Source organism: Sphingomonas epibiotica, from assembly GCF_039615155.1.
In the GTDB taxonomy this organism is placed as follows: domain Bacteria; phylum Pseudomonadota; class Alphaproteobacteria; order Sphingomonadales; family Sphingomonadaceae; genus Sphingomonas.
In genome coordinates, this window is record NZ_JBDGHY010000013.1 from 17,560 (window position 1) to 42,411 (window position 24,852).

The 24,852-nt window shown below is 62.9% G+C and carries 24 protein-coding genes and 4 pseudogenes; 8 read left to right on the forward strand and 20 right to left on the reverse strand.

The window, feature by feature from the left end:
- Positions 1-52: 52 nt before the first annotated feature.
- From AAIO73_RS18595 to AAIO73_RS18605, 3 genes are all read right to left on the reverse strand, one after another.
- A complete protein-coding gene (locus AAIO73_RS18595) occupies positions 53-385 on the reverse strand; it encodes a four-helix bundle copper-binding protein (protein WP_066760088.1) in 333 nt (110 codons plus the stop codon).
- Positions 386-497: 112 nt separating this feature from the next.
- Positions 498-926: a Cu(I)-responsive transcriptional regulator gene (gene cueR / locus AAIO73_RS18600; protein WP_082731082.1), complete on the reverse strand. Its 429-nt coding sequence runs from the start codon at positions 924-926 to the stop codon at positions 498-500.
- Between the two features lie 11 nt (positions 927-937).
- Positions 938-3,403 carry a heavy metal translocating P-type ATPase gene (locus AAIO73_RS18605; RefSeq protein ID WP_281254096.1) on the reverse strand — a complete coding sequence of 822 codons (2,466 nt, stop codon included), beginning with the start codon at positions 3,401-3,403 and terminating at the stop codon, positions 938-940.
- Positions 3,404-3,525: 122 nt separating this feature from the next.
- On the opposite strand from AAIO73_RS18605, the gene AAIO73_RS18610 reads away from it, so the two are divergent.
- Positions 3,526-3,720 carry a heavy-metal-associated domain-containing protein gene (locus AAIO73_RS18610; protein ID WP_066706735.1) on the forward strand — a complete coding sequence of 65 codons (195 nt, stop codon included), beginning with the start codon at positions 3,526-3,528 and terminating at the stop codon, positions 3,718-3,720.
- A gap of 146 nt (positions 3,721-3,866) precedes the next feature.
- On the opposite strand, the gene AAIO73_RS18615 is transcribed toward AAIO73_RS18610, so the two are convergent.
- The 12 genes and pseudogenes from AAIO73_RS18615 to AAIO73_RS18670 form a co-directional block, all read right to left on the reverse strand.
- Positions 3,867-4,019, reverse strand: a complete 153-nt coding sequence (locus tag AAIO73_RS18615; RefSeq protein WP_007407005.1) for a DUF6118 family protein — start codon at positions 4,017-4,019, stop codon at positions 3,867-3,869.
- A 293-nt stretch (positions 4,020-4,312) separates the two neighbouring features.
- Positions 4,313-4,779, reverse strand: a pseudogene (locus tag AAIO73_RS18620) (Ti-type conjugative transfer relaxase TraA); the annotation flags it as partial.
- A gap of 90 nt (positions 4,780-4,869) precedes the next feature.
- Positions 4,870-5,274, reverse strand: coding sequence for a DUF305 domain-containing protein (locus tag AAIO73_RS18625; protein WP_007406997.1), 405 nt, complete (start codon positions 5,272-5,274; stop codon positions 4,870-4,872).
- A gap of 83 nt (positions 5,275-5,357) precedes the next feature.
- Positions 5,358-5,804 (reverse strand): DUF305 domain-containing protein, encoded by a 447-nt coding sequence (locus tag AAIO73_RS18630; RefSeq protein ID WP_081796470.1) that lies wholly within the window; start codon positions 5,802-5,804, stop codon positions 5,358-5,360.
- 95 nt (positions 5,805-5,899) lie between these two features.
- Positions 5,900-6,502: a plasmid pRiA4b ORF-3 family protein gene (locus AAIO73_RS18635; protein WP_037447092.1), complete on the reverse strand. Its 603-nt coding sequence runs from the start codon at positions 6,500-6,502 to the stop codon at positions 5,900-5,902.
- Positions 6,499-8,043, reverse strand: a complete 1,545-nt coding sequence (tnpC, locus tag AAIO73_RS18640; RefSeq protein ID WP_037447087.1) for an IS66 family transposase — start codon at positions 8,041-8,043, stop codon at positions 6,499-6,501. Before tnpC ends, AAIO73_RS18635 begins: the two co-directional genes overlap by 4 nt.
- A 61-nt stretch (positions 8,044-8,104) precedes the next feature.
- The gene (gene tnpB, locus AAIO73_RS18645) at positions 8,105-8,458 is read right to left on the reverse strand and encodes an IS66 family insertion sequence element accessory protein TnpB (protein ID WP_037447084.1); all 354 of its coding nucleotides are present in this window, start codon (positions 8,456-8,458) and stop codon (positions 8,105-8,107) included.
- Positions 8,455-8,817: an IS66-like element accessory protein TnpA gene (gene tnpA / locus AAIO73_RS18650; protein WP_234703086.1), complete on the reverse strand. Its 363-nt coding sequence runs from the start codon at positions 8,815-8,817 to the stop codon at positions 8,455-8,457. The genes tnpB and tnpA overlap by 4 nt, the downstream gene beginning before the upstream one ends.
- Before the next feature lie 224 nt (positions 8,818-9,041).
- Positions 9,042-10,187 carry an acyltransferase family protein gene (locus AAIO73_RS18655; protein ID WP_066487700.1) on the reverse strand — a complete coding sequence of 382 codons (1,146 nt, stop codon included), beginning with the start codon at positions 10,185-10,187 and terminating at the stop codon, positions 9,042-9,044.
- A 137-nt stretch (positions 10,188-10,324) separates the two neighbouring features.
- Positions 10,325-10,642, reverse strand: coding sequence for an RNA polymerase sigma factor (locus AAIO73_RS18660; RefSeq protein WP_017183481.1), 318 nt, complete (start codon positions 10,640-10,642; stop codon positions 10,325-10,327).
- 162 nt (positions 10,643-10,804) lie between these two features.
- Positions 10,805-11,689: a DUF4396 domain-containing protein gene (locus AAIO73_RS18665; protein WP_046407119.1), complete on the reverse strand. Its 885-nt coding sequence runs from the start codon at positions 11,687-11,689 to the stop codon at positions 10,805-10,807.
- A gap of 64 nt (positions 11,690-11,753) precedes the next feature.
- Positions 11,754-13,067, reverse strand: a complete 1,314-nt coding sequence (locus AAIO73_RS18670) for a type II restriction enzyme NmeDI-related protein (RefSeq protein WP_046407118.1) — start codon at positions 13,065-13,067, stop codon at positions 11,754-11,756.
- A gap of 384 nt (positions 13,068-13,451) precedes the next feature.
- Here AAIO73_RS18670 and AAIO73_RS18675 point away from each other — a divergent pair, with 384 nt between their 5' ends.
- Positions 13,452-13,619: a hypothetical protein gene (locus tag AAIO73_RS18675; protein ID WP_235399244.1), complete on the forward strand. Its 168-nt coding sequence runs from the start codon at positions 13,452-13,454 to the stop codon at positions 13,617-13,619.
- A 77-nt stretch (positions 13,620-13,696) separates the two neighbouring features.
- Positions 13,697-14,167, forward strand: coding sequence for a YybH family protein (locus AAIO73_RS18680; RefSeq protein WP_046195645.1), 471 nt, complete (start codon positions 13,697-13,699; stop codon positions 14,165-14,167).
- Here AAIO73_RS18680 and AAIO73_RS18685 read toward each other — a convergent pair.
- Positions 14,164-14,457 carry a GTPase gene (locus AAIO73_RS18685; protein ID WP_046195646.1) on the reverse strand — a complete coding sequence of 98 codons (294 nt, stop codon included), beginning with the start codon at positions 14,455-14,457 and terminating at the stop codon, positions 14,164-14,166. The two genes, AAIO73_RS18680 and AAIO73_RS18685, sit on opposite strands and share 4 nt — an antisense overlap.
- Positions 14,458-14,560: 103 nt before the next feature.
- Here AAIO73_RS18685 and AAIO73_RS18690 point away from each other — a divergent pair.
- A protein-coding gene (locus AAIO73_RS18690; RefSeq protein ID WP_093067894.1) for an IS5 family transposase occupies positions 14,561-15,318 on the forward strand; the annotation gives its coding sequence in 2 pieces (ribosomal slippage) (positions 14,561-14,894 and positions 14,894-15,318; 759 coding nt in all).
- On the opposite strand, the gene AAIO73_RS18695 is transcribed toward AAIO73_RS18690, so the two are convergent.
- A complete protein-coding gene (locus AAIO73_RS18695; protein ID WP_231729973.1) occupies positions 15,319-16,092 on the reverse strand; it encodes a c-type cytochrome in 774 nt (257 codons plus the stop codon).
- Between the two features lie 67 nt (positions 16,093-16,159).
- On the opposite strand from AAIO73_RS18695, the gene AAIO73_RS18700 reads away from it, so the two are divergent.
- Positions 16,160-16,534, forward strand: a complete 375-nt coding sequence (locus tag AAIO73_RS18700; protein WP_066760075.1) for an ArsR/SmtB family transcription factor — start codon at positions 16,160-16,162, stop codon at positions 16,532-16,534.
- A 6-nt stretch (positions 16,535-16,540) separates the two neighbouring features.
- On the opposite strand, the gene AAIO73_RS18705 is transcribed toward AAIO73_RS18700, so the two are convergent.
- The gene (locus AAIO73_RS18705; RefSeq protein ID WP_345880138.1) at positions 16,541-18,115 is read right to left on the reverse strand and encodes an alkaline phosphatase D family protein; all 1,575 of its coding nucleotides are present in this window, start codon (positions 18,113-18,115) and stop codon (positions 16,541-16,543) included.
- Between the two features lie 107 nt (positions 18,116-18,222).
- Here AAIO73_RS18705 and AAIO73_RS18710 point away from each other — a divergent pair, with 107 nt between their 5' ends.
- Both AAIO73_RS18710 and AAIO73_RS18715 read left to right on the forward strand, forming a co-directional pair.
- Positions 18,223-20,541, forward strand: a complete 2,319-nt coding sequence (locus tag AAIO73_RS18710; protein ID WP_345880139.1) for a TonB-dependent receptor — start codon at positions 18,223-18,225, stop codon at positions 20,539-20,541.
- Positions 20,542-21,397: 856 nt separating this feature from the next.
- Positions 21,398-22,230: pseudogene (locus AAIO73_RS18715) on the forward strand (IS3 family transposase); the annotation flags it as partial.
- A gap of 214 nt (positions 22,231-22,444) precedes the next feature.
- Here the strand turns inward: AAIO73_RS18715 and AAIO73_RS18720 are convergent.
- Positions 22,445-23,741 (reverse strand): annotated as a pseudogene (locus tag AAIO73_RS18720) (IS110 family RNA-guided transposase).
- A 154-nt stretch (positions 23,742-23,895) separates the two neighbouring features.
- Between AAIO73_RS18720 and AAIO73_RS18725 the strand changes: the two are divergent.
- Positions 23,896-24,234 (forward strand): annotated as a pseudogene (locus tag AAIO73_RS18725) (integrase core domain-containing protein); the annotation flags it as partial.
- Positions 24,235-24,237: 3 nt separating this feature from the next.
- Here the strand turns inward: AAIO73_RS18725 and AAIO73_RS18730 are convergent.
- The gene (locus AAIO73_RS18730; protein ID WP_143058617.1) at positions 24,238-24,810 is read right to left on the reverse strand and encodes a chymotrypsin family serine protease; all 573 of its coding nucleotides are present in this window, start codon (positions 24,808-24,810) and stop codon (positions 24,238-24,240) included.
- Between the last annotated feature and the right edge of the window lie 42 nt (positions 24,811-24,852).

A 24,852-nucleotide genomic window follows, 5' to 3' on the forward strand; every position in this document is an offset into this window, starting at 1 on the left:
TGGCTCGCAATGTAACGGGAGGGCGGCGGGGAAAGCGCCGCCCTCGGGCCATTTACGCGGCCATCTTGTCGCAAGCGTCGGCGCACTTGCGACACGCGGCGACGCAATCCTCCATGCCGTCCAGCCCTTCGCAGCTCGACGCGCACGCCCGGCAAATCTCGGCGCACTCGCGGCAGATATGCCGGTGGTGCTCGGACTTGCGCGCCATGAAGTCGATCGCGACACTGCAAATCTGAGCACAGTCCAGCATCAGCTTCATGTGCTGAGGCTCGACGTGTCGCCCGCCCGCCTCCAGGCAGTGATTCATCGCCATGTGAAGGCAGGTGATGTGGCATTCATGGCAGGCGTCCATGCACGCCTTCATCTCGGGATCGATCTGATGCATTGTCTTTCCTTCCATATGCGCCCCCCTCCCCTTGTATATACGCGGTTCTTGGCGCTTTCCCTCGCCGGGGTCGGGACTTCACCGTCCTTGCGGCTCGGACCATGGTCCAAGGTCAACCCTTTTCTTTAGCGCAACGCAGACTCACATGTTCCACTCCGATCGCAAGATCGTCCAGGATCGGGCAATCCGGTCGATCTCCGCCCGCGCAGCGACGCGCCAGATCTTCGAGCGACTTGCGCATCGCTCGGAGCTCGTGCTCCTTGCGCTCCATCTCCGCGGCTCGTGCAAGCGCGAGGGCCTTGACCTCACCACTCGCCCGATCGCCGTCCTGCCACAGCGCGACGAGCTGGCCGATCTCCGAAATTGGAAAGCCCAGATCGCGTGCGCGGCCGATGAAGCGCAACATGTGGACTTCGCGTTCGTCATAGTCGCGGTAGCCGGAATCACGCCGCGTGGCCTTCGGAATGAGGCCGATCGCCTCATAATGGCGGATCATCCGCTGGCTGACGCCCGAAGCTTTGGCCGCCTGTCCTATATTCACGTATCGCCTCCTCAAGCCGCTGTCGGACGCCAACGGCGAAGCGTCAGAGCATTGGCGACGACGCTGACACTCGACAGCGCCATCGCCGCGCCGGCGATCACCGGGCTTAGATACCCGAACGCTGCCAGCGGGATGCCGACCAGGTTGTAGATGAACGCCCAGAACAGCCCCTGGCGGATCTTGGAATATGTCCGTTTGGAGATGTCGATCGCGTCCGCGACCAGGCGCGGATCGCCCCGCATCAGCGTGATGCCCGCTGCGTGCATCGCAACGTCTGTTCCGGTTGACATGGCGATGCCGACATCTGCTGCAGCGAGGGCAGGGGCGTCGTTGACGCCGTCCCCGACCATCGCGACCGTGCGGTCCCCGCCCCGCAATGCTGCTACCGCATCCGACTTTCCTTCCGGCAGGACATTGGCAACGAAATCGTCGATGCCGAGCTTGGCCGCCGCTGCGCGGGCGCTTCCCGCATTGTCTCCGGTCAGCATCACGCTGCGTATGCCACGGCCATGCAGCGCCGCCACGGCAGCAGCGGCGGAAGCCTTGACCTCGTCGCCGAACGCCAGAAGGCCGAGAAGGCGGCGTTCGGGCGCGCGTTCCGCGACCCAGGAGACCGTCCGTCCCTCGGCTTCCAGCCTGGCCGCCTCACTCGCCAGCGGTGTCATCACGATAGCTTCGTCGTCCATCAAGCGCGTGCTGCCGAGGATCAGGTTGCGGCCGTTGACGTCTGCAGCAACCCCGCGGCCGGGCAAGCCGCGCATCCCGTTGGCGCGGGCGGGTTCGACGCCTTCCGAGCTGGCCCACGCCAAGACGGCCCGGGCGAGCGGATGCTCGCTTCCAGCCTGAAGCGCCGCGGCGAGCGCGATCAGCTCGGCGCGTTCGGCCCCCTCGGCCGGCAGTGCGGCCAGCAGCGAGGGCTTGCCCTCGGTCAGCGTGCCGGTCTTGTCGAACGCGACGATGTTGATGCGGTGCGCGGTCTCCAGCGCCTCCGCGTCCTTGATGAGGACACCGGCCCGCGCGGCAACGCCCGTGCCGGCCATGATCGCGGTCGGCGTGGCCAGGCCGAGCGCGCACGGACAGGCGATGACGAGCACCGCGACCGCGTTCAGGATCGCGACTTCCACTCCGGCGCCGGCGATCAGCCAGCCGGCGAGGGTCAGCGCGGCTATGACGAGGACGATTGGCACGAACACGGCGCTGACCTTGTCGACGAGCCGCTGGATCGGAGCCTTGGCGCCCTGCGCGCTTTCGACAAGGCGCACGATGCGAGCGAGGGTGGTCTCAGCCCCCACCGCCGTCGTCTCGACCAGGATGAGGCCGTCCGCGTTGATCGATCCGCCGGTCACTGGGTCTCCAGCGGCCTTGGCGACCGGAAGGCTCTCTCCGGTGAGCATGGATTCATCGACATGGGTTGCTCCCTCGATCAGTCGTCCATCGACGGGGATGCGCTCGCCGGGCCGGACGCGGACGCGGTCACCCGAGCGCACCTCCGCCAGGGCAATCTCTCGTTCGCTGCCGTCGGTGCCGACAACGCGAGCCTGGTCGGGCCGCAGCGCCATCAGCGCGCGGATCGCCTCTCCGGTCTGACGCTTGGCGCGGCCTTCGAGCCATTTGCCGAGCAGGATAAGGGTGATGACGACGGCCGAAGCCTCGAAGTAATAATGCGCATCCATGCCGTGCATCGGCGCGAACAGCAGCTGGTAGAGGCTGAGCCCGTAGGCGGCCGATGTGCCGATCGCGACCAACAGGTCCATGTTGCCGGTTCGGGCGCGCGCGGCCTTCCAACCCGCGCGATAGAAGCGCGCGCCCAGCCAGAACTGCACGGGCGTCGCGAGCAGCAGCTGGATCCAGCCCGGCACCGCCACCTCGATACCGAACGGGGCCAGCAGCATCGGAACGACCAGCGGCAGCGACAGCGCCGCGGCGATCAGCACGTGGCGGAGCTCTCTTGTTGCGGCTGCGTCGCGGCGGGCGTCCTCGGCGCTTCGTTCCGCCTCCGCCGATCCGGTGCGCGCGAATGCGGTGTAACCAGCGCTTTCGACGGCCTCGACCAAGACATAAGTGGGGACGCCACCCACCGTTTCGATCCGCGCCGTCTCGGCTGCCAGGTTGACACTCGCGGAGCGGACGCCGGGCACTTTCAGCAGCGCCTTCTCGACCCGGCCGACACATGAGGCGCAGGTCATGCCCGTGATCGTCAACTCGGTCGTTTGCGTCAACGGGGTGTAGCCCGCCGCAAGAACCGCATCGGCTACGGCAGCGACATCGGATCGTCCATCGACGAACTCGACGTTCGCGCGCTCCGTCGCGAGATTGACCGAGACGCCGGCGACGCCCGGCACCCCGGCGATGGCGCGCTCCACCCGCCCGACACACGTCGCGCAGGTCATGCCATCGATGGCCAGCGACAGCCTGTCTTCGCTTCTCGCCTGTGTCTGCATTGGCAGCTGCGCCGGGGCGCTCATGGTCGTCTCCACTACTGAGTCGATGGCCTTATCGTCCCTCACATCGTGTCAAGGTCAACAGCTAAATACACCCCTTGACCCTGACACAGTGTCAAACCCCACATCTGCTTCATCCACCTCATGGAAGAACGAAGATGATCGATTTCAAAGTTCAGGGAATGACCTGCGGAGGCTGTGCGCGCGGTGTGACCAGCGCGCTTCAGCGCGTCGATGCCAAGGCCGTCGTCAACGTCGACTTGGCGAGCAAGACCGTTTCGGTAAGCTCGACGGCCGATGTACAGCAACTCAAGCGGGCCATAGAGAAGGCCGGCTTCGCGGTGACGCAATAGAGAGCCCTATTTTGCCTGAGGGCTTTCGGGGCGGGCGCGTAAAAGGATTGTGCGTTGATCCGCACGCGCCCGCCTCGCGATCATAAGTGCACCGGCCTGAAACGGTCATGACACCGGCTGAAGCCTCAAAAGTCCGCGTTGTTACTTTATGGGGCGGGCGCGACCTTGACGGTGCATCGCACCGTCTCACGGGCTTTCGCAGCAGCTTCTACGCACCTTTCAATCGCTTCGCGATTAACCGTCACGATTCTGTCGGCCGCGACGATCCCACGGAACGCGGTCGGGCTGGCGCTCTGCATTAGGCGCTGCCCTGCTTCCCAACGTGGTAGGCCGAGCGTTCACGCCGCGATGCGCTGCGCCATCTGCTTGGGCGTCATCGCCATGACCGGGGCTTTGGAAAGAATATGGACAACATGGTCGATGCGGCCGGTCGCCGTGTCCACGCCCTGCTGAAGCACGCCAAGCGCCTTGCTGTAGTCGGGCACGTTGATCGCGCGGCGCGCTCGGCCGCCAAGCCCTCCACGGCACGGCGTAGCAATGCCAGCTCACGGTCCTGACCTTCTATCGCGGCACGCAACCGGTCGAACGCGCGGGCCTGGTCCTGCTCGGGCCGGGCATGGTCGCCCGCCATGTCCCTTGCCCCGATCACGCGACAGGGCGCGGACGAGCTGGCGCTGGTCGGCGAAGTCGCGCGGCCGTAATGGAGATGCACGTCGTCGCGATGCCGCGACATGCCGACATAGGCGCTGTGCCGGTCCATGCCGGGGGTGGCGAGGACAGGGGCGCGATCGACCGTCACCCCCTGCGATTTATGGATGGTGGCGGCATAGCCATGATCGACATGGGCATAATCCTTGGTGTCGAACGCGACACCGCGCCCGTCATCGAGGCGCACCGCCATGCCCTCGGGCGATACCCGCTCGATCGGGCGAGCGTGCCGTTCTTGACCCCCATGCCCCGTTCGTTGCGAAGGAACATGATGCGGTCGCCGGTCGCGAACTGGCGTGTCCCCCGCTCGGCCTTCACCGTCACGTCGCCGCCAAGGTCGTCCGACGAACGCCCAGCGCCAGCGCGGCGATCAGGTAGCGCATACAGATCTTGGTCGAAGCATCGTTGGCGGTCCCGTCCGATTGGAGCGGGACCATGCGGTTATTGAGCAGGCTTGCCCATTTTGCGGAGCATCGCATTCAGGGTCGCGATTTCGCGGTTCTGGCTTGTGATGGCTTTCTGCGCCTCGCCCCGGACCTCTGCATTCTGGGAACTGCGAAGCGCGATCTGCGACATCGCGACCGCACCGCGGTGATGCTCGATCATCTTGCGAATCCACGTCTCGCCGGCATCGGCTCCCTTCGCCGCCATCATCTTCTGGTGCATGTCCATCTCGGCCGGGCCGTAGGGGTTGGCCGCGGTTGGCTGCATCATCTTGGAATGATCCATGCCTTGATGGTTCATGCCCTGATGCCCCGCCTGCTGGGCTAGGGCCGGGGTAGCGAGCAAGGCAAGGGTCGCCAGCACGGGTACAATACGCAGCTCGATCTCCTCGGGTCGTGTCAATTTTCTACGCGCCGGAAGCGCGCCCCCCTCATCCGCCGAAGCGATAATCGTTGGGTGGCTTGTCCTATCAGTCGCGCTTCGGTTCAAAGCCGGGGAAGAATGGCCTTCATCTGATCGATCTCGCGGCGCTGCCCCTTGATGATTTCGCCGCATAGCGCTTTCAACTCGGGATCACGGAGCGACGCCTCTTGGCACATCAGGATCGCGCCCGAGTGATGCGGAATCATCGACCGCGTGAACGCCCGGTCTCCGATCGTCGTCTGCGTCCGGATCAGCGCGTAGCTGCCGAGGAAGACCGCGATCGAGCCGATAATTAGTGCGCTGTTCGCCGCCCTGGAAGGAAACATATGGCGCATGGCGAGGATCATCGCGACTACCATCGGCGCGACCATCATCAGCGTCATATAGAACATATTCAGGTTGTTGTAGAAGCTGCCTAAACTGTCGATCATCACGAACATAACGAAATACATGATGATGCCGCTGACGACGGTCTGCACCGCCAAGCTCACATATGCGTTCTTCATCATCGCTACTCTCCCGTGTTGATGCCGCCCGCCCGCATAAGTGCGCCGCGCCGTGTCGCGCGTCGCCGGACAGTAAGCGTGGGCAGCAGACCGCCTTGCTATTGAGTGCGGCTCTTTTGGTAGGCGAGTTTGCCGGCGTGGCGGCGGATGGCGATGGCGGCGACGGCGCGGCGGGTGAAGCGTTCGTCGATGTCGTCGGCGTTGTAGGGGCCGCCATACCATTCACGTAAGCGGTCGTGTTCTTCGTGGCCGGGGTCGGCCATGGCATCGAGGAACATCTCGAACCCGGGCAAGCCGCCGACATCTTCGGGCGGGCAGCGCCGTTCCCCGTCGACGAAGCACGGATATTTGACGTCGGGTTCGCCGGGGCCGACCGTCTCGACGGTGATGGTGTGCCGCCAGTCGTCGCCCATGTCGTAGGTATAGACGAACTCCCGCACGCCCCGGTTGATGAGCGTCGCGAGCTTCACGTTCTTTGCAGCGGTCATGCCGCTCTCCGGCCACATTGGGTCGGGGATGCCGTAGCGCCGATCGGCGGCCTCGAAATGCCACAGATGATAGTCCTCCCAACCCATCGCAGCCTGGACGATGTCGTGGAGCATCTTGAGGCTGGCGGTGGCCGGCACGTCGACCCGGCGCCAGATGGCGGGTTCGATGTCGTTGAGGATGATATGCAGGCGGGCGATGGTCTCGACGCTCATGCCGCCAGTCTGGCAGGTTCGGGGGACCAGTTCCACGGCATGAGTTCGTCCCAGCGGCTGGCTGGCCAGTCACCGGCCACCTTGGCGATGACATCGGCGATATACGCCGGTGGGTCGACGCCGTTCGCCTTGCACGTCTGGATGATGGTGTAGATGGCCGCGGCCCGCTCGCCGCCTGCGCGCGAACCGGCGAACAGCCAGTTGCGGCGTCCGACCGCGACACCGCGCAGCGCACGCTCCGCGATATTGTTGTCGATCTCCAGGCGACCATCACCCAGGAAGCGCGACAGCGCTAGCCAGCGTTTCGTGCCATAGGCGATGGCCCTTGCCATGTCGGACCTCGACGACAGGCGGCGCAAGCTGGCGTCGAGCACCTCGCGCAAGGCGTCGACCAGCGGTCGACTTTTCTCCTGTCGGGCTCGCCATCGCACGTCGGGTGGTTGGCCACGGACCTCGGCCTCGACAGCGTAAAGCGTGCCGATCCGCTCGAGGATATCGGTGGTCAGCGGTGTAGGCGACCGTTCGTGCAGGTCGAAGACCTTGCGCCGGAAATGTGCCCAGCATGCCACCTCGGTGACGCCACCCCGATACAGTCCGTCATAACCGGCATAGGCATCCGCCTGCAGGAAGTTGCGGAAGCCGGCGAGATGAGACAGCGGGTGCGCGGCGGTGCGGTCTGGCGTGAAGCGATACCAGGTCGCGCGCGGCGCCGTGCTGCCGGATGCCTGGTCGTCGGCCGCGTACACCCATAACCGGCCAGTCGCGGTCTTGCCCCGGCCGGGGTCGAGCACCGGCACCGGCGTGTCGTCGGCATGGATCTTGTCGGCCTTGAGCACCTCGTCGCGGATGCGGCTGACGATGGGGTCGAGAAGTGCTGCGGCCTGTCCGGTCCAGCTCGCCAATGTCGAGCGGTCGATGTCGATACCTTGCGCTGCCATCATTTCGGCCTGGCGGTAGAGCGGCAGATGGTGGTCGAACTTGGAGACGACGACGTGCGCCAGCGTCGCGAAGGTCGCCTTGCCTCTGGCCACAGCGCTCACCGGTGCGGGTGCCTGGACAATCTTCTCGCATACCCGGCAACTGTATTTGGGGCGGACGTTGCGCACGACGCGCCAGCGCACCGGCACAATGTCGAGCATCTCGTGTGTGTCCAAGCCGAGCGCGCGCAACGCACCGCCACAGTCCGGGCAGGTGCAGGCACCCGACGCCGGCTCGTGGACGACCTCCTCGCGCGGCAGATGTCCGGGCAGACTGCGGACGGGCACCGGCCGAACCGCCACGCCAGGGTCAACCATCTCAGGCCCAGGCGCATCGCGCTCGGTCTCGAGTTCCTCCAGCGCCAGTTCGAGTTGCTCAATCTCGCGCCCCAGCTTTTCGGACGACGCGCCGAACTGCATTCGCCGCAGCCGCGCGATCTGTCCGCGCAGCGTATCGATGAGCAGGTCGCGGGCGGCAAGCGCGGCATTGGCCCGGGCGAGCGAAGCCTCCAGCGCGGCGATCCGCGCGGTCGCATCAGCAGGGGAAACAGGCGCTTCCGACACTCCGTTTCCATAGCAGATTGCAGGTCGGCGAGCGAGAGAAAGTGGCGCAAAACCGCCGTTCCTACCCTGCCAGCGTCGGCGTGAACGTCCGCTCGGGGCGCCGCCAGTCGATGCCTTCCAGCAGCATCGACAATTGCGCTGGCGTCAGCGTCACCGTGCCGGTCGCTGTCACTGGCCAGACGAAACGGCCACGGTCGAGCCTCTTGGAAAACAGGCAAAGCCCCTGGCCGTCGAACCACAGCAGCTTGACCAGATGCCCCCGCTTGCCACGGAACGCGAACAAGCCACCCGAATGCGGGTTCTGCGCCAGCACCTGCTGCACCAGCACCGCCAAGCCATCGAACCCCTTGCGCATGTCGGTCACGCCGCACGCCAGGAACACCCGCGTCGGCAACGGCACTGGCACCGGGCTCATCGCAGCACCGACAAAACCCGTGCAAGCACATCTGCATCCACGCCTGCGTCGACACTCACCCGCACGCCGCCCGGCAACTCGATCTGGATGAGCCCCGATGGATATGGCGCCGGCTGTGGCGCTGGCGGCGTCAGTTCCGCCACCTGTACCTCGGCAAATACCGGCAGCGACGGCATCGCCCCGGCCAACTTGCCTTCGCGCAGCTGCTTGCGCCACGTGTAGATCAGGCTGCTCGATACCTCGCGATGCGCGATGACATCGCAGACCCGACCCCCCGGTCGGAACGCCTCCGCCAGGATCTCCAGCTTCTCCGTGTCCGACCATCGGCGCCGGCCTGACACCCGGCCAACCACCTCCATCCGACCAGTCATACGAGTGCTCGTATGACTGGTCGTAGAACCCAAAACTTCCCGCACCGCCGCGCCCTCGTCAAAGGCGACAAGCATCCCTGCTACCGGCGCTACCGCAAGACGGCCTGCTGACCACGCTTACGCCGGACAGGCTAGCGCATCCATAACAGTCAGTGGATGATACGTGCGTAATCCATCCACCCCTCACCGATTCGACAAGCCTTGCTGCAGTTCTAGGATACCAAACGGCCCGCGCACGCTTTCTGGACGGTCAACAGCTTGGCGTAGAAGAAGGTGCGTACCCGCGCGGTGTGCCGTTCGGTGAGAGTCGCAAACAGACCACAGGCAAAAACTGCAAGTGCGAGCGTAGCGCCAACAAGTGCGATGTTGCCCGCCGTTGGTGGTAAGCGCTCAGAGCCCACTAACAACGCTGCGGCGAATGCCATGATTGGAAAGTGCATGGCATAGAGTGAAAAGCTGGCTTTTGCTCCATAACCGGCGAACGGTCGCAACCAGCGCGGCGTTGGCGGATTCGCTCGTAGCAATATATATAGAAAAAGTGCGAATGCGCCCGCCAGTGCCAGTTCAAGGCCCTCCAGTCCGACAACCCGCACAACGATAAGTATTGCCGGTAATATGCTGCTCGCAATGATCAGCCAGGTGCGGCCAATCGGTGATCGGGGAAAATCGGTCAGATGCGTTTTGGTCATACCATGAAGCGCAGCACCACAAAGCCAACAAGCAAAGCCGATCAGCATGAATGGCGTAATCCAGGCCAGACCGATAAAAATTAAGAAGATTGACGGGCGACGTTGCCTCCAACTGACGACAATGGCCGGAAACCAGATGTAAAACCAGAATTCATAAGCGAGGCTCCAAAGTGGTCCGTTAGTGCCGAACGGCGCAACCACGATGCCCTGCAAGAAGAGAATGTTGCCTAGCAGCACATGCCACTCGAGCGCGCCGACGACATCCTTGCGCAGCACGTAAGTCTCGGTCGTGCCGAGATGGGTCGATGACTCGAGGGCGTAGAGGCCCACCGCGTCGAGCGCTCCACCGATCACCAATGCCGGCACTAGCACGACCAGCAATCGCGCAAGGCGGTCGATCAGGTAGCTTGACCAATGCCAATCCCCGATCCGTCTGTCGATACTGCGCGCGATCCAGAAGCCGCTGAGCACGAAGAAAAGAATGACGCTTGCATGCGCATAACCAGCCAAAAAATAGCCGGCCGAAGCCGCGACCGAGGCTTGCCCGCAATAATCTTCGATGAGGAGATACCAAGCATGTGCGAACGCGACTACGACTGCCAGGACACAGCGCATGGCATCCATAACCGCAAAAGCGCCCTGACCCGACTTCTGGTCGCCGCGCTCCATGTCTTGCCCAGATTTGGTCGAAAAGCCGTCTCCGCGGCGCGCATCCGTTGTATCCCCCATGCATACGATACGACGGCAGATCGCTTACCCCTCAAACTCGTGCCTTCTTTTTTGCCGAACAGGGTGGGGCCAAGCTGTTACGACAGCGATGCTGCCCGTTGGCGGGCGCGATAGAGACGCGTTTCGGCCGCCTTCTCGCTTATGTCGAGTATCAGTGCGGTTTCGACTTGGCTGATGCCCTCGATAGTCCGGAGGACCAGCGATTCCTTCAAGGTCGTTGGCAACACGGCGATGGCACGTGTCGCCCGGTCCAGTTCCTGTCGATTGGCTACGGCGTCTTCAATCGCGTTTCGGTCTCCCGGGACAGCCTCGGCCTCCCTGCCAATTGGCACCGCCAATGACAAATTGCCGCACGGCGTGCTGGCCACCCATTTAAGGCAATGGTTCATCGCCATGTGAAGGCAGGGCACATGGCATTCGTGGCAGGGCGTCCATGCACGCCTTCATGTCGGGGTTGATCTGGTGCATCTCTCTACCTCCGTGTGAGTCCCCGCCTGCCCCTGATACGCGCGCCGCGGAATCACCCCTTGTCGCGATCTCCGTCGATCGAGGCGATGCTACATCGCCCATCGGCCGAACAGCGTTGCAACTATGATGCCCGCGCCAAGCATTAGGAGCGTCAGCGCCGTCATCGCGACGATCTGCGGTCCGGTCACGCGCGGGCCCGTCCCCATGCCGCTCATCCCTGCCATCGCATCGTGCTTCATGTCCGGCATCGGCGTAGCCGATTGCCGGTCCGCGGCGACCTCGTGCCCGCCATGCCCGAGTACGCGCACCGTGCCCATGCCGTGCTTCAACCGGACGCCGACAAGCCAAAGGTTGATAGGGTAGGCAACGGCGAAGCCGACAAGCGTCGCAAGCGACATGACGCCCCAAAAGCGAAGCGAGTTGGCGTGCATCGCAGCCATGTCCCGGCTCATCAACACCACCATCGTCGGGATCATGCCGGCCATAACGGCATTCATCGAAAGCCATTCGGGGATGAACGACATGCGAAGCGCCCCCCAATAGGAACCGCCCGCCATGTCGCGCATGAACAGCGCCTGGAAAATCAGCAGCCCGAACGCGAAGCCGAACACATATTCCGCAATCACGTCCTGCCACATCGGCAGGCCGAGTGCCGTGGTGATCGCGGCCGCGGCGATGACGCCGGTCGCGTCACCCGCCATGCAATGAATGGCCGACCCGAACGCCTGCTTCCAGAGCGGCCGAACGAAGTCCTCGTGCCGCTCGTTCGCCGGTTCCTGGCAGGACAGGACATAGGCCGCGGCCATGATCGGGCCGCCGTAGAGCGTGACCAGCAGCCACCCCCATTTCATCACCCGCAACTCGGGGTTGCGGGTGAAGGCATCCCACGCGACGTAAGCGACCGATATCGCGGTCAGCACGAACCATCCGATCAACACGGCGTCGAGCCAGGGGGCCGGGGAAGGCATCGTCATGGCAGCTCTCCTCTACATGCTAGAGGATACGTGGCTCCCCGCGCCAGCCCTCGCGCGGGGCGTGTCAGGCGAGCTTGCTGGATACGGCCTTGATCGCCTTCAGCCCCGATCCGAACCGCGCGATGGCCTCGCGGTTCCTCTCCAGCTCGCCGTAAGGGAGGTAGGATATGTCGAGGTCGGCGACGCGGCTGAACGCGGGCCGCTGCAATTGCGCACGAACGTCCGCCTCGCGCGCGTCGGGCGCGACGAGGAACAGTCCCGCGGTCGCGTGAAGGTCGCTACCGCTCAAGGCCAGGTCGAGCATCCTGACGATGCCCGAATAGATCGACGTCGAATGCTCCACCTCGAACGCTGCGGCGACGTGATCGCCGGCCTTTTCAAGCCACAGCACGTCGATCAGCCGGATGGAATCAGCGCCCTTCGACCTCGCGATCGTCTCGGGCAAGCGCTCAAGGCACCCTGCGCCCAAGGGCGATCCGTTGAAGGCTCGGCTGCGATCGTTTGCGGCGATCCATACGTCATAGCCGAGTGCCAAGCCTAGATCGCGAAGCCATGCCTGAATTTCGGTATGGGTGCGCTCGTTCTCGCCTTCACGCTGCGCGGCCTTGCTAAGCGTGCGCGCCTCTTCGCGCGCCGCCTCGAGCCGCTGCCCCCAGCTCGCCAGAGCCGCGCCGCTCACGTCGAGCGGCGGGGCCGGGTAGCGATCGGAGCCGATGTCGAACAGCAAGCCGCCGATCGCGCCCAAGTCGTTCGATAAAAGGTCGCGGAAGCGGTCGTTGAGGTCGAGGATGCCGGTTCGCATCGCTAGGAAATGCTCCCAGCTCCCAAGCTTCACGTTCGCCCCCGTCAGCGCGTTGTAACCCTTGACGATCGCGGTGTTGAAGGGCGGCACCAGCGTCGGGTGAAGGAAGTAGAGGAGGTTGGCGACAGCAGGCCCAAGCCCCTTGATCTTCAGGCGGTCGATCGCGTGGATATGGCCGATGATCTCCTCGGCCGTGTCGCAACACGAACAGGCGTCTAGCAGGCGGCCGAACGCGCGCTGGTTCTCGGGGCTCTCGTATATGTCGGGGATGCGCAGCTTCGGTTTCCAGAGGAACGCATGGTCCGCACCTTTGAAGATTTGGCGCTGTTCGGCAACGGAATGGACGACGGTTTCGAGCGACGATCCGCGATAGGCGACGCCAAACGAACCGCGCTCGATCTCGCCGACGACCTGGGTGATACCGCGCCGGATCGAACGAAAATTCTTCAGCCGCTCGTCCCACAGGAACCAGCTTCGATAGGTCGCGCCCGGATCGTCACGCCAACGGGTAATGAGCCGACGCACAAGGCCGTCGTGATCCTCTTTGGTAGTTATTTGATCAAGTTGCGCGGCCATGTTGTCGTTGCGATGCCCCCTTCGTTAAAGCGAGACCTAAGCCGCCGGTCGGCCAGCGTCGAGCCGTTCCGTTAAGTGGACCGTTACTTCGCTCGGGCTGAACGTACCGATTTTGCAACGGTGCAGACGCTTGGTGGCACGATGAGCCGTGAGGGGAACGTCCGCCGCTACGTATTGACCAAAGTAAGCAAATTTGCGGGAAGCGCTGAATCATGCGGACTTCGAAGCTGACTTTGCTGGCGGCGGCACTGGCGCTCGGCATGGCGATGGGTCGTGGGCACGATGAGGCCGCAACCAAAAACAAGACCTTCGGACAGCGCTTAGCAAGCTGGCTCGGTTGCCTGCACACGGTGGTGATTCACTTTCCGATCGCCTTGATCATCGGTGCGTTCGCAGTGGAGCTACTCGGGCTTTGGCGGCGCAAGCCTTTACCGAGATACGGCACGCGTCATGCTGGTCGTCGGCTCGGTAGGCGCGATCATCGCCATCGCCGTCCAGGGTTGGCTAGGGGGTTCTTTCATGCATGGCGGCCTCGACCATCTCGCGTTCTGACGTCAGCCGCTGCTCCATATTGATGCGTCAAATGGAGATATCCTAAGGTCGGCTAATTTTGTTTTGGGAGATGATAAATGAGCACCTGCGTGAAGATGATTATAGCGGTGTCGATCGCTCTTCCTGCCGCAGCGTGGGCGCAGTCAGACGCCCGCACCACTGACACACGTGCCGTGGCGGCGGCGCTGTCACAGTATAAGGACGCGATCGAAAAGCTTGACGCTGCTGGAACCGAGCAACTGTTCACGACCGACGCGCGGGTTTTCGAGACAGGAGCATCTGAGGGCAGCTACGCCACCTACCTGGCTCATCATCTCGGTCCCGAGCTGAAGCAGTTCAAATCGTTCCGCTTCTCCGACTACAAGGTTGACGTCCGCTTCGAAGGGTCGGTTGCCCTTGCGACCGAGACCTACCGTTACCGGATCGAGCCAAAAACCGGTGAGGCCGCCGAACGACTCGGCGTCGCCACAAGCGTGCTTAAGAAGATGAACGGACGATGGAAGATCGTGTCCATGCACAACAGCGCTCGGAAACTGAAGGGCACCTAACGGATTGCCGGCAGAGACTGTCGCGTGAACGTTTTTGGCACGTGCGTGCGGTCCGGGTCGTCCGCCCGTGCATGGACGGCGATCATGCCGGAAGCTGGGGGCGGATCATCCCCCAGCCATAGCACCAGGTCGGCGGCTGCCATGCTCTCGCGCGCACGCTCCACCCCGATGGCTTCAATCGGATCGCTCGTGTCGGTGCGCCCCGCGGTGTCTGTGAAGACCCATGCCAGCCCGCCCCGCTCGACCGGCGCCTCGATCCGATCGCGCGTCGTGCCGGCAATTCGCAGCACCGGATTACCGATCCAGGGATGTGCTTTCGGCAGATTGCGCTAGGGTCAGGACCCATTGATGTGAGCGGCGCGATCTGATTCAGGCTCCGAAAGGAGACTGAGAATGAGCGACCTGTACTGGCTTACGGACGAGCAGATGGCGCGTCTGCAACCGTACTTTCCCAAGAGCCACGGCAAGCCTCGCGTTGATGATCGGCGGGTGTTGAGCGGCATCGTTTTCGTCAATCGCAACGGGCTGCGATGGCGGGATGCGCCAAAGGAGTATGGCCCGCACAAGACGCTCTACAATCGCTGGAAGCGCTGGGGCGAGATGGGGGTTTTCCTCCGCATGATGGAAGGGTTGGCGGCCGCAGGTGCCGATCCGAAGACCGTCATGATCGACGCGACCTATTTGAAGGCACACCGCACGGCATCGAGCCTGCGGGTAAAAAAAGGGATCTCGGGCGGCTGATCGGCCGCACCAAGGGTGGCATGAACACGAAGCTTCACGCCGTCACCGACGCAAACGGCCGACCTCTCAGCTTCTTCATGACCGCTGGCCAGGTCAGCGACTACACCGGTGCGGCAGCGCTACTGGACGATCTGCCAAAAGCGCGCTGGCTCCTGGGCGACCGGGGCTATGACGCCGACTGGTTTAGGGATGCTTTGCAGGCGAAGGGTATCGAACCGTGCATCCCAGGTCGGAAATCTCGACACCAGCCCGTCAAATACGACAAGCGCCGCTACAGACGCCGCAGCCGTATTGAGATCATGTTCGGGCGCCTGAAGGACTGGCGCCGCGTCGCCACCCGCTACGATCGATGTCCGACGGTCTTCTTCTCCGCCATCGCCCTCGCAGCCACCGTCATCTTCTGGCTCTGATCAGTGAGTCCTGACCCTAGCGGGAAAGGCGAAGGTGCCAGCGTATAGCGCGAGATCCCAACGGTCCTGAAGCGGACGATCGGCAAAGCTTTCCATGCTGGTGCCGTCGATGCCTTGTTCCAGCACCTGATAAAACGCGAACGTGCTGCGCTCGCGAGCGCGCGCCTTATCGATGAATGCGATCGGTGGAGGATCTAGCCCGACCGATTTCGGCCCCTTTCCGTCCCCGGTCATGGCGTGGCAGCTCGCGCAGTTCTGGTTGAACAGCGCTTGCCCGCGCAGGTAATTGGGGGCGACGGCCGGGGCGAGCGGCACAGGATACGCGGCGATGAGATCAGCAGCGAGGCTGCGTGCGGCGGTTCCTACCGCTTCGGCGGGGGCCTTGGCCGCGATCAGCCGCTCCAGTGCAGTAGCCCGGCGCGCCAAATCGGCCTTGGCAGACGAGGATGCCAAGCTGGTTATCCGCTCGCGTGCCGAGGCGGAGAACTCCGTCATTTCAGCATATTCGGTCGGACTGACGATCTGGCCGCCCTTCACCGCTTCGGGATAGTCCACTGCGACGTAATCGAGCAGCCGCCATGCCGTTTGCACCGGGGCGGTCGTCTGGGCGCTGGCCGGCGAAACCAGCATGATCGCAACGAACATTGCAATAAGCGCACCGACCCAGCCATGGCGACTAAGTAGCATTAGCAGGTTATCGGCGAACTTCGCACTGCAAGACCGCGATACAGGAGCGATGGCTGGCCCGTTCGCGGCGACCCGGTTAAGGTTCATCGATCGCCTCTTATGCCGTCTAACAGGGCGACTACATTTCAAATAATGTTGAACCATTGGGCTGACCATGGATGAGAATCAAGCGCTGACAGCGTTCGCCGCCATCTCGAATGCGACCCGGCTGCGCATTGTTCGGCTGCTGGTCGTAGCAGGCGCAGACGGCCGCTCTGCTGGCGCGATCGGCGAGGAGCTGGGCGGCACGCCGCCCTCGCGCCTGTCCTTTCACCTTAGCCAGCTTGAACAGGCTGGTTTGGTGGTGAGCCGTCGCGAGGGACGGTCGATCATCTACAGCGCGATTTTCCCGGCGCTGTCGGACCTGGTGGCCTTCCTCATGCACGATTGCTGCGAAGGCCATTGCCTCGTCTGCGATCAGGCGATCGAGCTATTTGCGAAATGTACAGGACGGCCCACCCCGGCCGCCCGGGTGGTCCAGCGTGCTTGAGGGCAATCACGCGCGCTCTAGTCGGCGGCTTCCGCATGCCATCCCAAACATGGCGATGCTGGCGACAGGACTATCGGCCGATTGACGGTCGCGGATCGCCCGAAGATCGGCGGTTAGCTGCGTTTGACCGATGTCGATCAGTACGTACCCGGCTTGCTCCACGTCGGAGAACCGTATGTGGCCGTTGTTGGCTAGAGCGTCGCCGAAGCGCCCCTTGGGGGGTGAGGCCGCGGCTAGCGCGGACGTGACGATTTCGCCTGCGACCGGGCGCCCGCCGCTGTCGTTCAGGTCGTTGACCCAAAAGGAATGCACATCGCCGCTCAGGACAAGTGGGCTCGTGACGGTGGATCGTGACAGGCCCTGCAGGATACGGCTTCGGTTCGCCGTATAGCCGTCCCATTGATCACTGAACGTTGCTCTGCCTGCGCTATCAAGAGCAAGCGGCGCGAAGAAAACTTGCTGTCCGATCAGCGTCCACGGACGATGCTCGCTGGCGAGCCGCTGGTCGAGCCAGCGTTCCTGTGTTGCCCCCATGATCGTCCCCGTCGATGCCGCGGCCTCCGCACATCCGTCTAGCCGGACGTTGCGCGCTATGCCGGCAGGAGCGCAGGGTGACGGACTGCGGTACTGGCGCGTATCCAACACGGAAAGTGACGCAAGGTCGCCCCAATCGACGGCTCGATAGAGCCGGGGCGTACTGGCACCGTGCCATATGCTCGGCCGGATCGGCATATGCTCGAAGTATGCCTGGTAAGCAGCGGCACGTCGCGTCGCGAACATGGCAGCGGGTTCGCCGGTCCGATTGGCGAGATTTGCATAGTCGTTGAGGACTTCGTGGTCGTCCCACGTCACTACCCACGGGCAGGCGCGATGGGCGGCCTGTAGATCGGGGTCCGTCTTGTAGAGCGCATGCCGCTGCCGGTACCCGCCAAGGTCCAGCGGCTCCGACGTGCCAAACGAGCGGACCTTTGCCTGATCGGGATAAGTTTGCTCGTAGATGTAGTCGCCAAGCTGGAGCACTAGGTCGGGCTGCTGCGCAATCATGTCGCGGTAGGCTCCGAAGCGAGCCTGCTCCCAATGTTGGCACGACGTTACCGCTATCCGCAGCCGAGCGGACGTTTGCGGTACGGTCGTCGTCCTGCCGATGGGGCTCGTCGCCCCGAGCGCGTGAAAGCGATACCAGAAGGCACGACCAGACGGCAGCCCACCGACCTCGACATGGACGCTGTGGGCGGCTTCCGGCCGTGCGGGTAGGACGCCGCGGCGGACGATCGTTCGAAAGCCGCGATCAGCAGCGACCTCGTACCGCACCGAGACGGCCTTCGCATCGAGCGGAGCAAGGCCGCGCCCGATCAACCGCGTCCATAGGACAAATCCGTCGCCCGACGGATCGCCGCTGGCGACGCCAAGTCCGAACGGATCAATATCGGTGCGTGCATGAGCATCGATGGGCGTCGATGGCATGATGGCTAGCGATGCCATTGCCATCATGACAGCGCGGCGATGCCAGGTTGGGTGCAGCGTCTCGAGCATAAATCCTGAGTACGCCCCTGGCGTGACCTGCTGATGACGAATCGCCATATTGTCACGAAAGTGTCGCCGCTTCGCAACGCTGTCGCCATCAGAGGTCCCTAGCGGCGTCATTTCAAGACTTGGTGAAAAGTCTGCTAAAATCCCAGGGGGAATAGATGATTTCGAAGACGCTCCTGCTGAGCTCCGTCAGCGCCTTGCTGTTGGCCGCCGGCACGGCCCAGGCACAATCCGGTGCTCTACCAGAACGCCCGGCTGCCACAGCGTCTGAAGGCGCCAGCGCACCAGATGCCTCGGAAGACCAGGGAGAAATTGTCGTCTATGGCTCTGGCCGTGTGAGGCAGGAGCAGACTGTCACCAAGGCAGCTATCGACATTCTTCCTCCCGGCAGTTCGCCCCTGAAGGCGGTTTCACGGTTGCCGGGTGTGGCGCTGCAAAGCTCCGATCCGTTTGGCAGCTACGAGCTGGGCACGCGATTGTCAGTGCGCGGCTTCAATCAGAGCCAGATGGGCTACACGTTAGACGGCGTGCCGCTTGGGGACATGTTCTACAACGGCCACAACGGCTTGCACGTCAGCCGCGCAATTGCGGCGGAGAACATCGCGCGGGTAGACGTGTCGCAGGGTGCCGGCTCACTTGCGATTGCTTCGACTAGCAACCTAGGCGGCAATCTCGAATTCGTATCGCGCGCGCCTTCCGAAACGATCGGCGGCGAGATCGCCGGCACCTACGGCATGTACGACACTGTGCATCTCTACGGCCGGATCGATAGCGGCCTGCTTTCCACTGGCACGCTAATCTCGGTGTCAGGCGTCTATCACGATGCTGACAAGTGGAAGGGGTTTGGCAAGCAGACCGATCGCAAGATCAATGGCAAGGTCGTCCAGCGGATCGGCGACGCCACGCTGACCGGGTGGCTGAACTACTCGCTGCATAAGGAGCGGAACTACGCCGATCTCTCACCGGCGACGCTCGACCGCATCGGCTACGATCTCGACTTCCTTCGGCCGGACTTCGACACGGCAGTCCTGCTGTCGCAAGTCAGTGCCAATCAAACGGCTGCGGCCGCCAGACGAGCGTTACCATTCCCCACGGCCGGCGTGGTCTTCCCCTCGCCCTATACCAATGTAAACGACACCTATTACGACAGCGGTGGCTTTCGTAAGGACTGGCTGGGCGCACTGACGCTCAACGTGCCGGTGGCAGACTGGCTCGATCTCGGCGCAACATACTATCACCACTACGATCGCGGCAGCGGCGGCATTTACACGCCGGCGGCGTTCAGCCCAGATGGCTTCCCGCTGTCGGTCCGAACAACCGAATACGGCATCAACCGGGATGGCGGCATAGCGCGTGCGACTGCTCGCCTGGGCGCGCATACGTTTCAGATCGGCTACTGGCACGAAGACAATGATGCAACGACCGACCGTAGCTATTACGCGGTAAGTCAAACAAATCGGCCTGACGTGACCGATCTGCTGAAGAGCCCGTTCCGCAGCGACTTCCTCACCGATCTCACCACGGTTACCAATCAGTTTTTCGTCAGCGACAGTTGGCAACTTAGCGATGCCCTGACGATCGCGGGTGGCTTCAAGGGCGCTCGGGTCGAGAACGGCATCACAACGACCTTCGGCACTCCGTTCATCAACGGGAAGATCGCCGCGAAAGACTGGTTCCAGCCGCAGATCGGCGCGACCTGGCGCGTTGGACGGCAGGAGTTCTTCGCCAATTATGCAGAGAACATGCGCGCCTATATCAGCTCGTTCCGCGGCCCCTTCGGCACTACGCAGGTCGGATTCGAGGCTATCCGCGGCGTGTTGAAACCGGAGACATCGCGAACGGTCGAGGGCGGCTGGCGTTTCAATGCTGGTCCGCTGCGCGGTGTACTGGCTGTCTACGACGTAAAATTCGAGAATCGGCTGCTCGCGGCATTCAGCGGCGCCAACATTCTTGGAAATCCGAGCGTTCTTCAGAACGTCGGTAGCGTGACCAGCCGGGGCGTTGAAGTCGCAGCGACGTACCGAGTGATGCCCCGCCTGTCGCTGATCGGTTCTTACTCGTACAACGACAGCACTTACGACGACGATACCGTAAACGGAACGGCCACCGTGCGCACCAAGGGCGTTCGAACGGTGGATACGCCAGCTCATCTGGCAAAGGGCGAGATCAACTACGACGACGGCAGTCTGTTTGGTAATCTGGCGGGAGGGTACACTTCGCGGCGGAACGTTACCTACACCGGCGACGTCACGGTTGATGGCTATGTCCTGGTCGATGCCGCGCTCGGCTATCGCTTCCCCGCAGATGGGCCGCTTGCCGGCCTAGAGCTCCAGATCAACGCCGCAAACCTTCTCGACAAGAGATACATTGCGGCACTTGGATCGGGGCAATTTTTCAACACCGCAGCATCGCTCAACAACACCCTGCAAGCAGGATCGCCACGTCAGGTATTTGGGACGATACGGAAGCGGTTCTAAGGTATGCGAGGCGGCCGGCACCATAGGGCTGACTTGTCCGGGTGCCGGTCCGACTCTCGCCCTCTACGATTCACGTGGGCCGGTTCCCGCTTCCGTTGCGTACGTGGGATTTGGGAATGTGATGGCTTTCCCGAAATACCATCCCATGCGAGACGGGATCGCTACGCGTTGGGGTGTCATTCCGCCCCCAACCGGACCCAGCCACCAGCGGCGCATTTTTCAACAGCCCCGGTCGTTTTTCTGATTACTTTGTAGCGTGCCACAAGCCTGATGGACGCCTTTCCCGGAACGGCCTCCTCACAGGTCATTTTGGTTGCGGCAACTCGTCGGCAAGTTTTGGGGCTGCCGCTATATACTCATGCGTGGGCGGGCCTTAATAGCGCGCCGCTTCCTCGCCTATCGAGAAAGCGGCGCCAGTCTCCGCCTGTTTAATCTTTCAACGACGGCTCAATTTGGAGCGTCAGCAGTAGCAGGTAACACCGACCGTCACGTTGTTCGGTGCCCAAGCCGTCAGCGGGGTGAAATACATGTTAGTGACAGGGCCGGGCGTCGGATTTCCCCCGTCACGTCCGTGAACCTGTCCGAGCGCAATCGACCCGGTGAAGACCGGGCCACCACTATCGCCTTCAAGGCTCTGCCGCGGATAGGTCGAGTTACTGTTCATTCTATAGAAGGCACCGTAACTATCCGTATAGGTGTATGGGTCGGTGTAACCGCATGTCTGACCTGTCGATCGGCCATACTTGCAAATATACTGCCCTTGCGCGACACCTTGCGCTCCAGTGACGGTAACTGAGCTGCCCCCTTCTGAGTGGTCCATCGACTATTACAGTCTGGACCAAGGAAGGGACGACGAATGCCTGCGAAGAAGCACAAGCCCGAGGAGATTATCGGGAAGCTACGTGAGGTTGAGATCATGCTGGGTCAGGGCGGCACGACCGCCGAGGCCTGTCGGCGCATTGCGGTCAGCGAGCAGACCTACTACCGCTGGCGCAAGGAATATGGTGGCCTGAAGACCGATCAGGCTCGGCGGATGAAGGATCTGGAAAAGGAGAACCTGCGGCTGCGCCGGGCGATCTCGGATCTGACGCTGGACAAGCTCATCCTGCAGGAGGCAGCCAAGGGAAACTTCTGAGCCCCGCACGGCGTCGGCGCTGCATCGACCAGGTCAGGGAGGTGCTGGATGTATCCGAGCGGCGGGTGTGCCGCGTGCTCGGCCAGCACCGGTCAACGCAGCGCAAGGTGCCGTTCGGGGCAGATGACGAGCTGGCGCTCACCGAGGATATCATCGCCCTTGCCAGGCAGTACGGGCGCTACGGCTATCGCCGGGTGACGGCGCTGCTGCATGCGGCGGGTTGGTCGGTGAACCATAAACGGGTGGAACGGATCTGGCGACGCGAGGGGCTGAAGGTGCCGCAGCGCCAGCCGAAACGCGGCCGGTTATGGCTGAACGATGGCTCGTGCATCCGGTTGCGGCCGGAGTATCCGGGGCATGTCTGGGCTTACGACTTCGTCGAGGAACGCACCCATGACGGACGCAAGTTCCGCATCCTTACCATTATCGACGAGGCGAGCAGGGAGTGCCTGGCACTCGTCGTCGCGCGCCAGCTCAAACACGAAGACGTACTGGCAGCGCTGGCCGAGTTGTTCATCGAGCGTGGTCCGCCCGCGCATATCAGGTCGGACAACGTCCTATGTCGGGAAGCAGCGGCGGGTTTGGGCCAGCAGATATCCATGCGCCGACAACCATCGGCGCGGCATGCAATCTGAGCCAGATGGCTTCCACCGTCAACGGGATCGCTCCCTGCCATAGCAAACACAGGATCCAGCGGCGCCGGGGCGGCCGTGGTCCTCACCATCCTTAAAACGAGATACGCACCCAGGTGGAAGGCCCGAACATTATCTACAGGGTCGCTCGACGAGCGCCCTCACGGCACTTGCAGAGAGGGGTCCTTCCACCTGGCATCCGACCGTTCGAGGAACGGCCGGTACTCTGTCCCCGTCTTGACGACGGCGTGAGCCACGCGCGCCATCTTGGCGGTGAGCGCCGTCATCGCCTTGCGGCGACGGTCGGCATCGTCCGCGTGCCCGGCGGTGTACCGTCCGAGCTTGTCACGGAAACTGTTGTCGCGCTGACGCGCGGCGACCTGGGCAGCCATCCAGAAGGTGCGGCGCAGACGCGCGTTGCCGTACTTGGACAGCTTGGTGCGGCCACGAAACGTGCCTGACTGGCACGTTGCGAGATCGAGGCCGCAGAACTTCAGGAACTGTCGATGATGGTTGAAGCGACGCAAATCACCGGCCTCGGCCAGAATGGTCAGCGCGTTAATCGGACCAATGCCCGGAATGTTGCGCAGCAGCTTATAATCAACATGCTCGGCCAGCCTGTCATGGGCAAGCCGCTCTATCTCGTCACGCTGGTGGATAAGGCTGCGTCCCTGCGCGATGACCATGCGGAACATGGTAATTGCTGCCGAATCCTCCGGGACCGGCAGAGCCACCGAAGCGCAGGCCGTTTCGTATATGTCATTGACAAGACGGGCCTTGGAAACCTTGCGGCCGATGAGAGGCCAGGCAGCTGCCGAGAATGCCCCAGCGTCGAGCGCGGTGATGCTGGCAGGAGTGGGGAACCGCTCGATGAGCGCGAGAAACCAGTCGGACCGGCTGTTGCCTGCGAAGCGGGCGATCTCGGGGAAGTACAGCGGCAGGTAGTGGGTCAGGATGCGGTGCCAGGTCTGCGTCTTCATCCTAGAGATCGTTTCGTGGGTCTTCGAGAGCTCCTGCAGGTCATTGATGCCCGCGGCGAGAGGATCGACGTAGCGCTGCGTCGCACCGATCCGCAGCATGTGCAGGATGACCTGCGCGTCCTTGGGGTCGTTCTTGTACCAGCCATTGTGCAGCGCCTCGCGCGTTCTTGCGAGCGCGACCGACGAGATGAGGCGCAGCTCGAACCCTGCCGTCAGCAGCCGATGTGCCAGCGTACGATGGTAATTACCCGTCGCCTCGAACCCAACGATGATACGGCGCCCGATGGCAGCGAGTTGCTCGGCAAAGCCGTCATAGTCCTGTCTGGTCGCCATGACGGTCATCCGCCGGCGCCGGCCGCCTTCCGGTCGCTCGATGAGAACCTCCTGCCGGCTCTTGGACATATCGATAGCTACCAGCACGGCGCCGGCAGGCGTAGGGGTGAGCTTGGTCATGGTCGGTCAGTCTCCAAAGTGTTGTCTCGACAACCTCACTTTAGATACCTGCTGTCCGGCCATGGCTTGCCCTAATGAAGCCTGCGGCCGCTACGCGGCCTTGTCTTCATCAGGGCCATAGCGGCTCCCGAACCAGCGCTTCCCAATGTGCTATGGCAGCGAGTTCATCGCCGCCGCCGTCCAGACCTGGCTCAGGCAGATCGGCGTGAAGACGCTCTACATCGCCCCGGGCTCGCCATGGGAGAACGGCTACAACGAGAGCTTCAACGGCTCGCTGCGGGATGAGCTGCTGAACGGCGAGATCTTCTACACCCTCGCTGAAGCCAGGGTGCTGATCGAGGCGTGGCGGCGTCACTACAACACTGTCCGACCGCACAGCAGCCTCGGCTATCGACCACCCGCCCCGGAAGCGGCGACACCGCCATTGCCGGCCTCCGGTTCCGCTTCGCTCCACCTCCGACCGGCAATGGCGGCGGAGACGACAATGCACTAACTATCAACCCGGACCACCCGGTGGGGGCTGCTCAAGGCTCTGCCGCGGATAGGTCGAGTTACTGTTCATTCTATAGAAGGCACCGTAACTATCCGTATAGGTGTATGGGTCGGTGTAACCGCATGTCTGACCTGTCGATCGGCCATACTTGCAAATATACTGCCCTTGCGCGACACCTTGCGCTCCAGTGACGGTAACGACCCCAGCACCGTTATAGAACTTCGGAACAACCAGATAGTTGTTTCCGCCGGAGAATGTGTGCCACTGGCTATCCACGCCGTTTGACACCCATTCTTGGCGAAATGCGAGTGAAACCCCGGTGGTTTCATCCCTGCCATTATTCTCGCAGTGGCCTGCGGTCGTCACGCCATAGAGCGAGCCGTTGGTTTGTTTGACGTTAAAGCCTCGCGTACATTCATTGATGTCGCCGTTAGAGAACGTGCCGCGATAGTTCTGGCCGCCCGGAACCTCCGTTGCCGTGAGAGCAATGCCGTCGAATTGCTCTATCTGCGTTCCAGGCGCCGCACGAAATCGTCCGCCAACAATCGCCGCGAGGGCGGAAGTGGGATCTTTCACCAATAATTTGATTTGCCCCGTTCGCGCATTGGTGGCGATCGT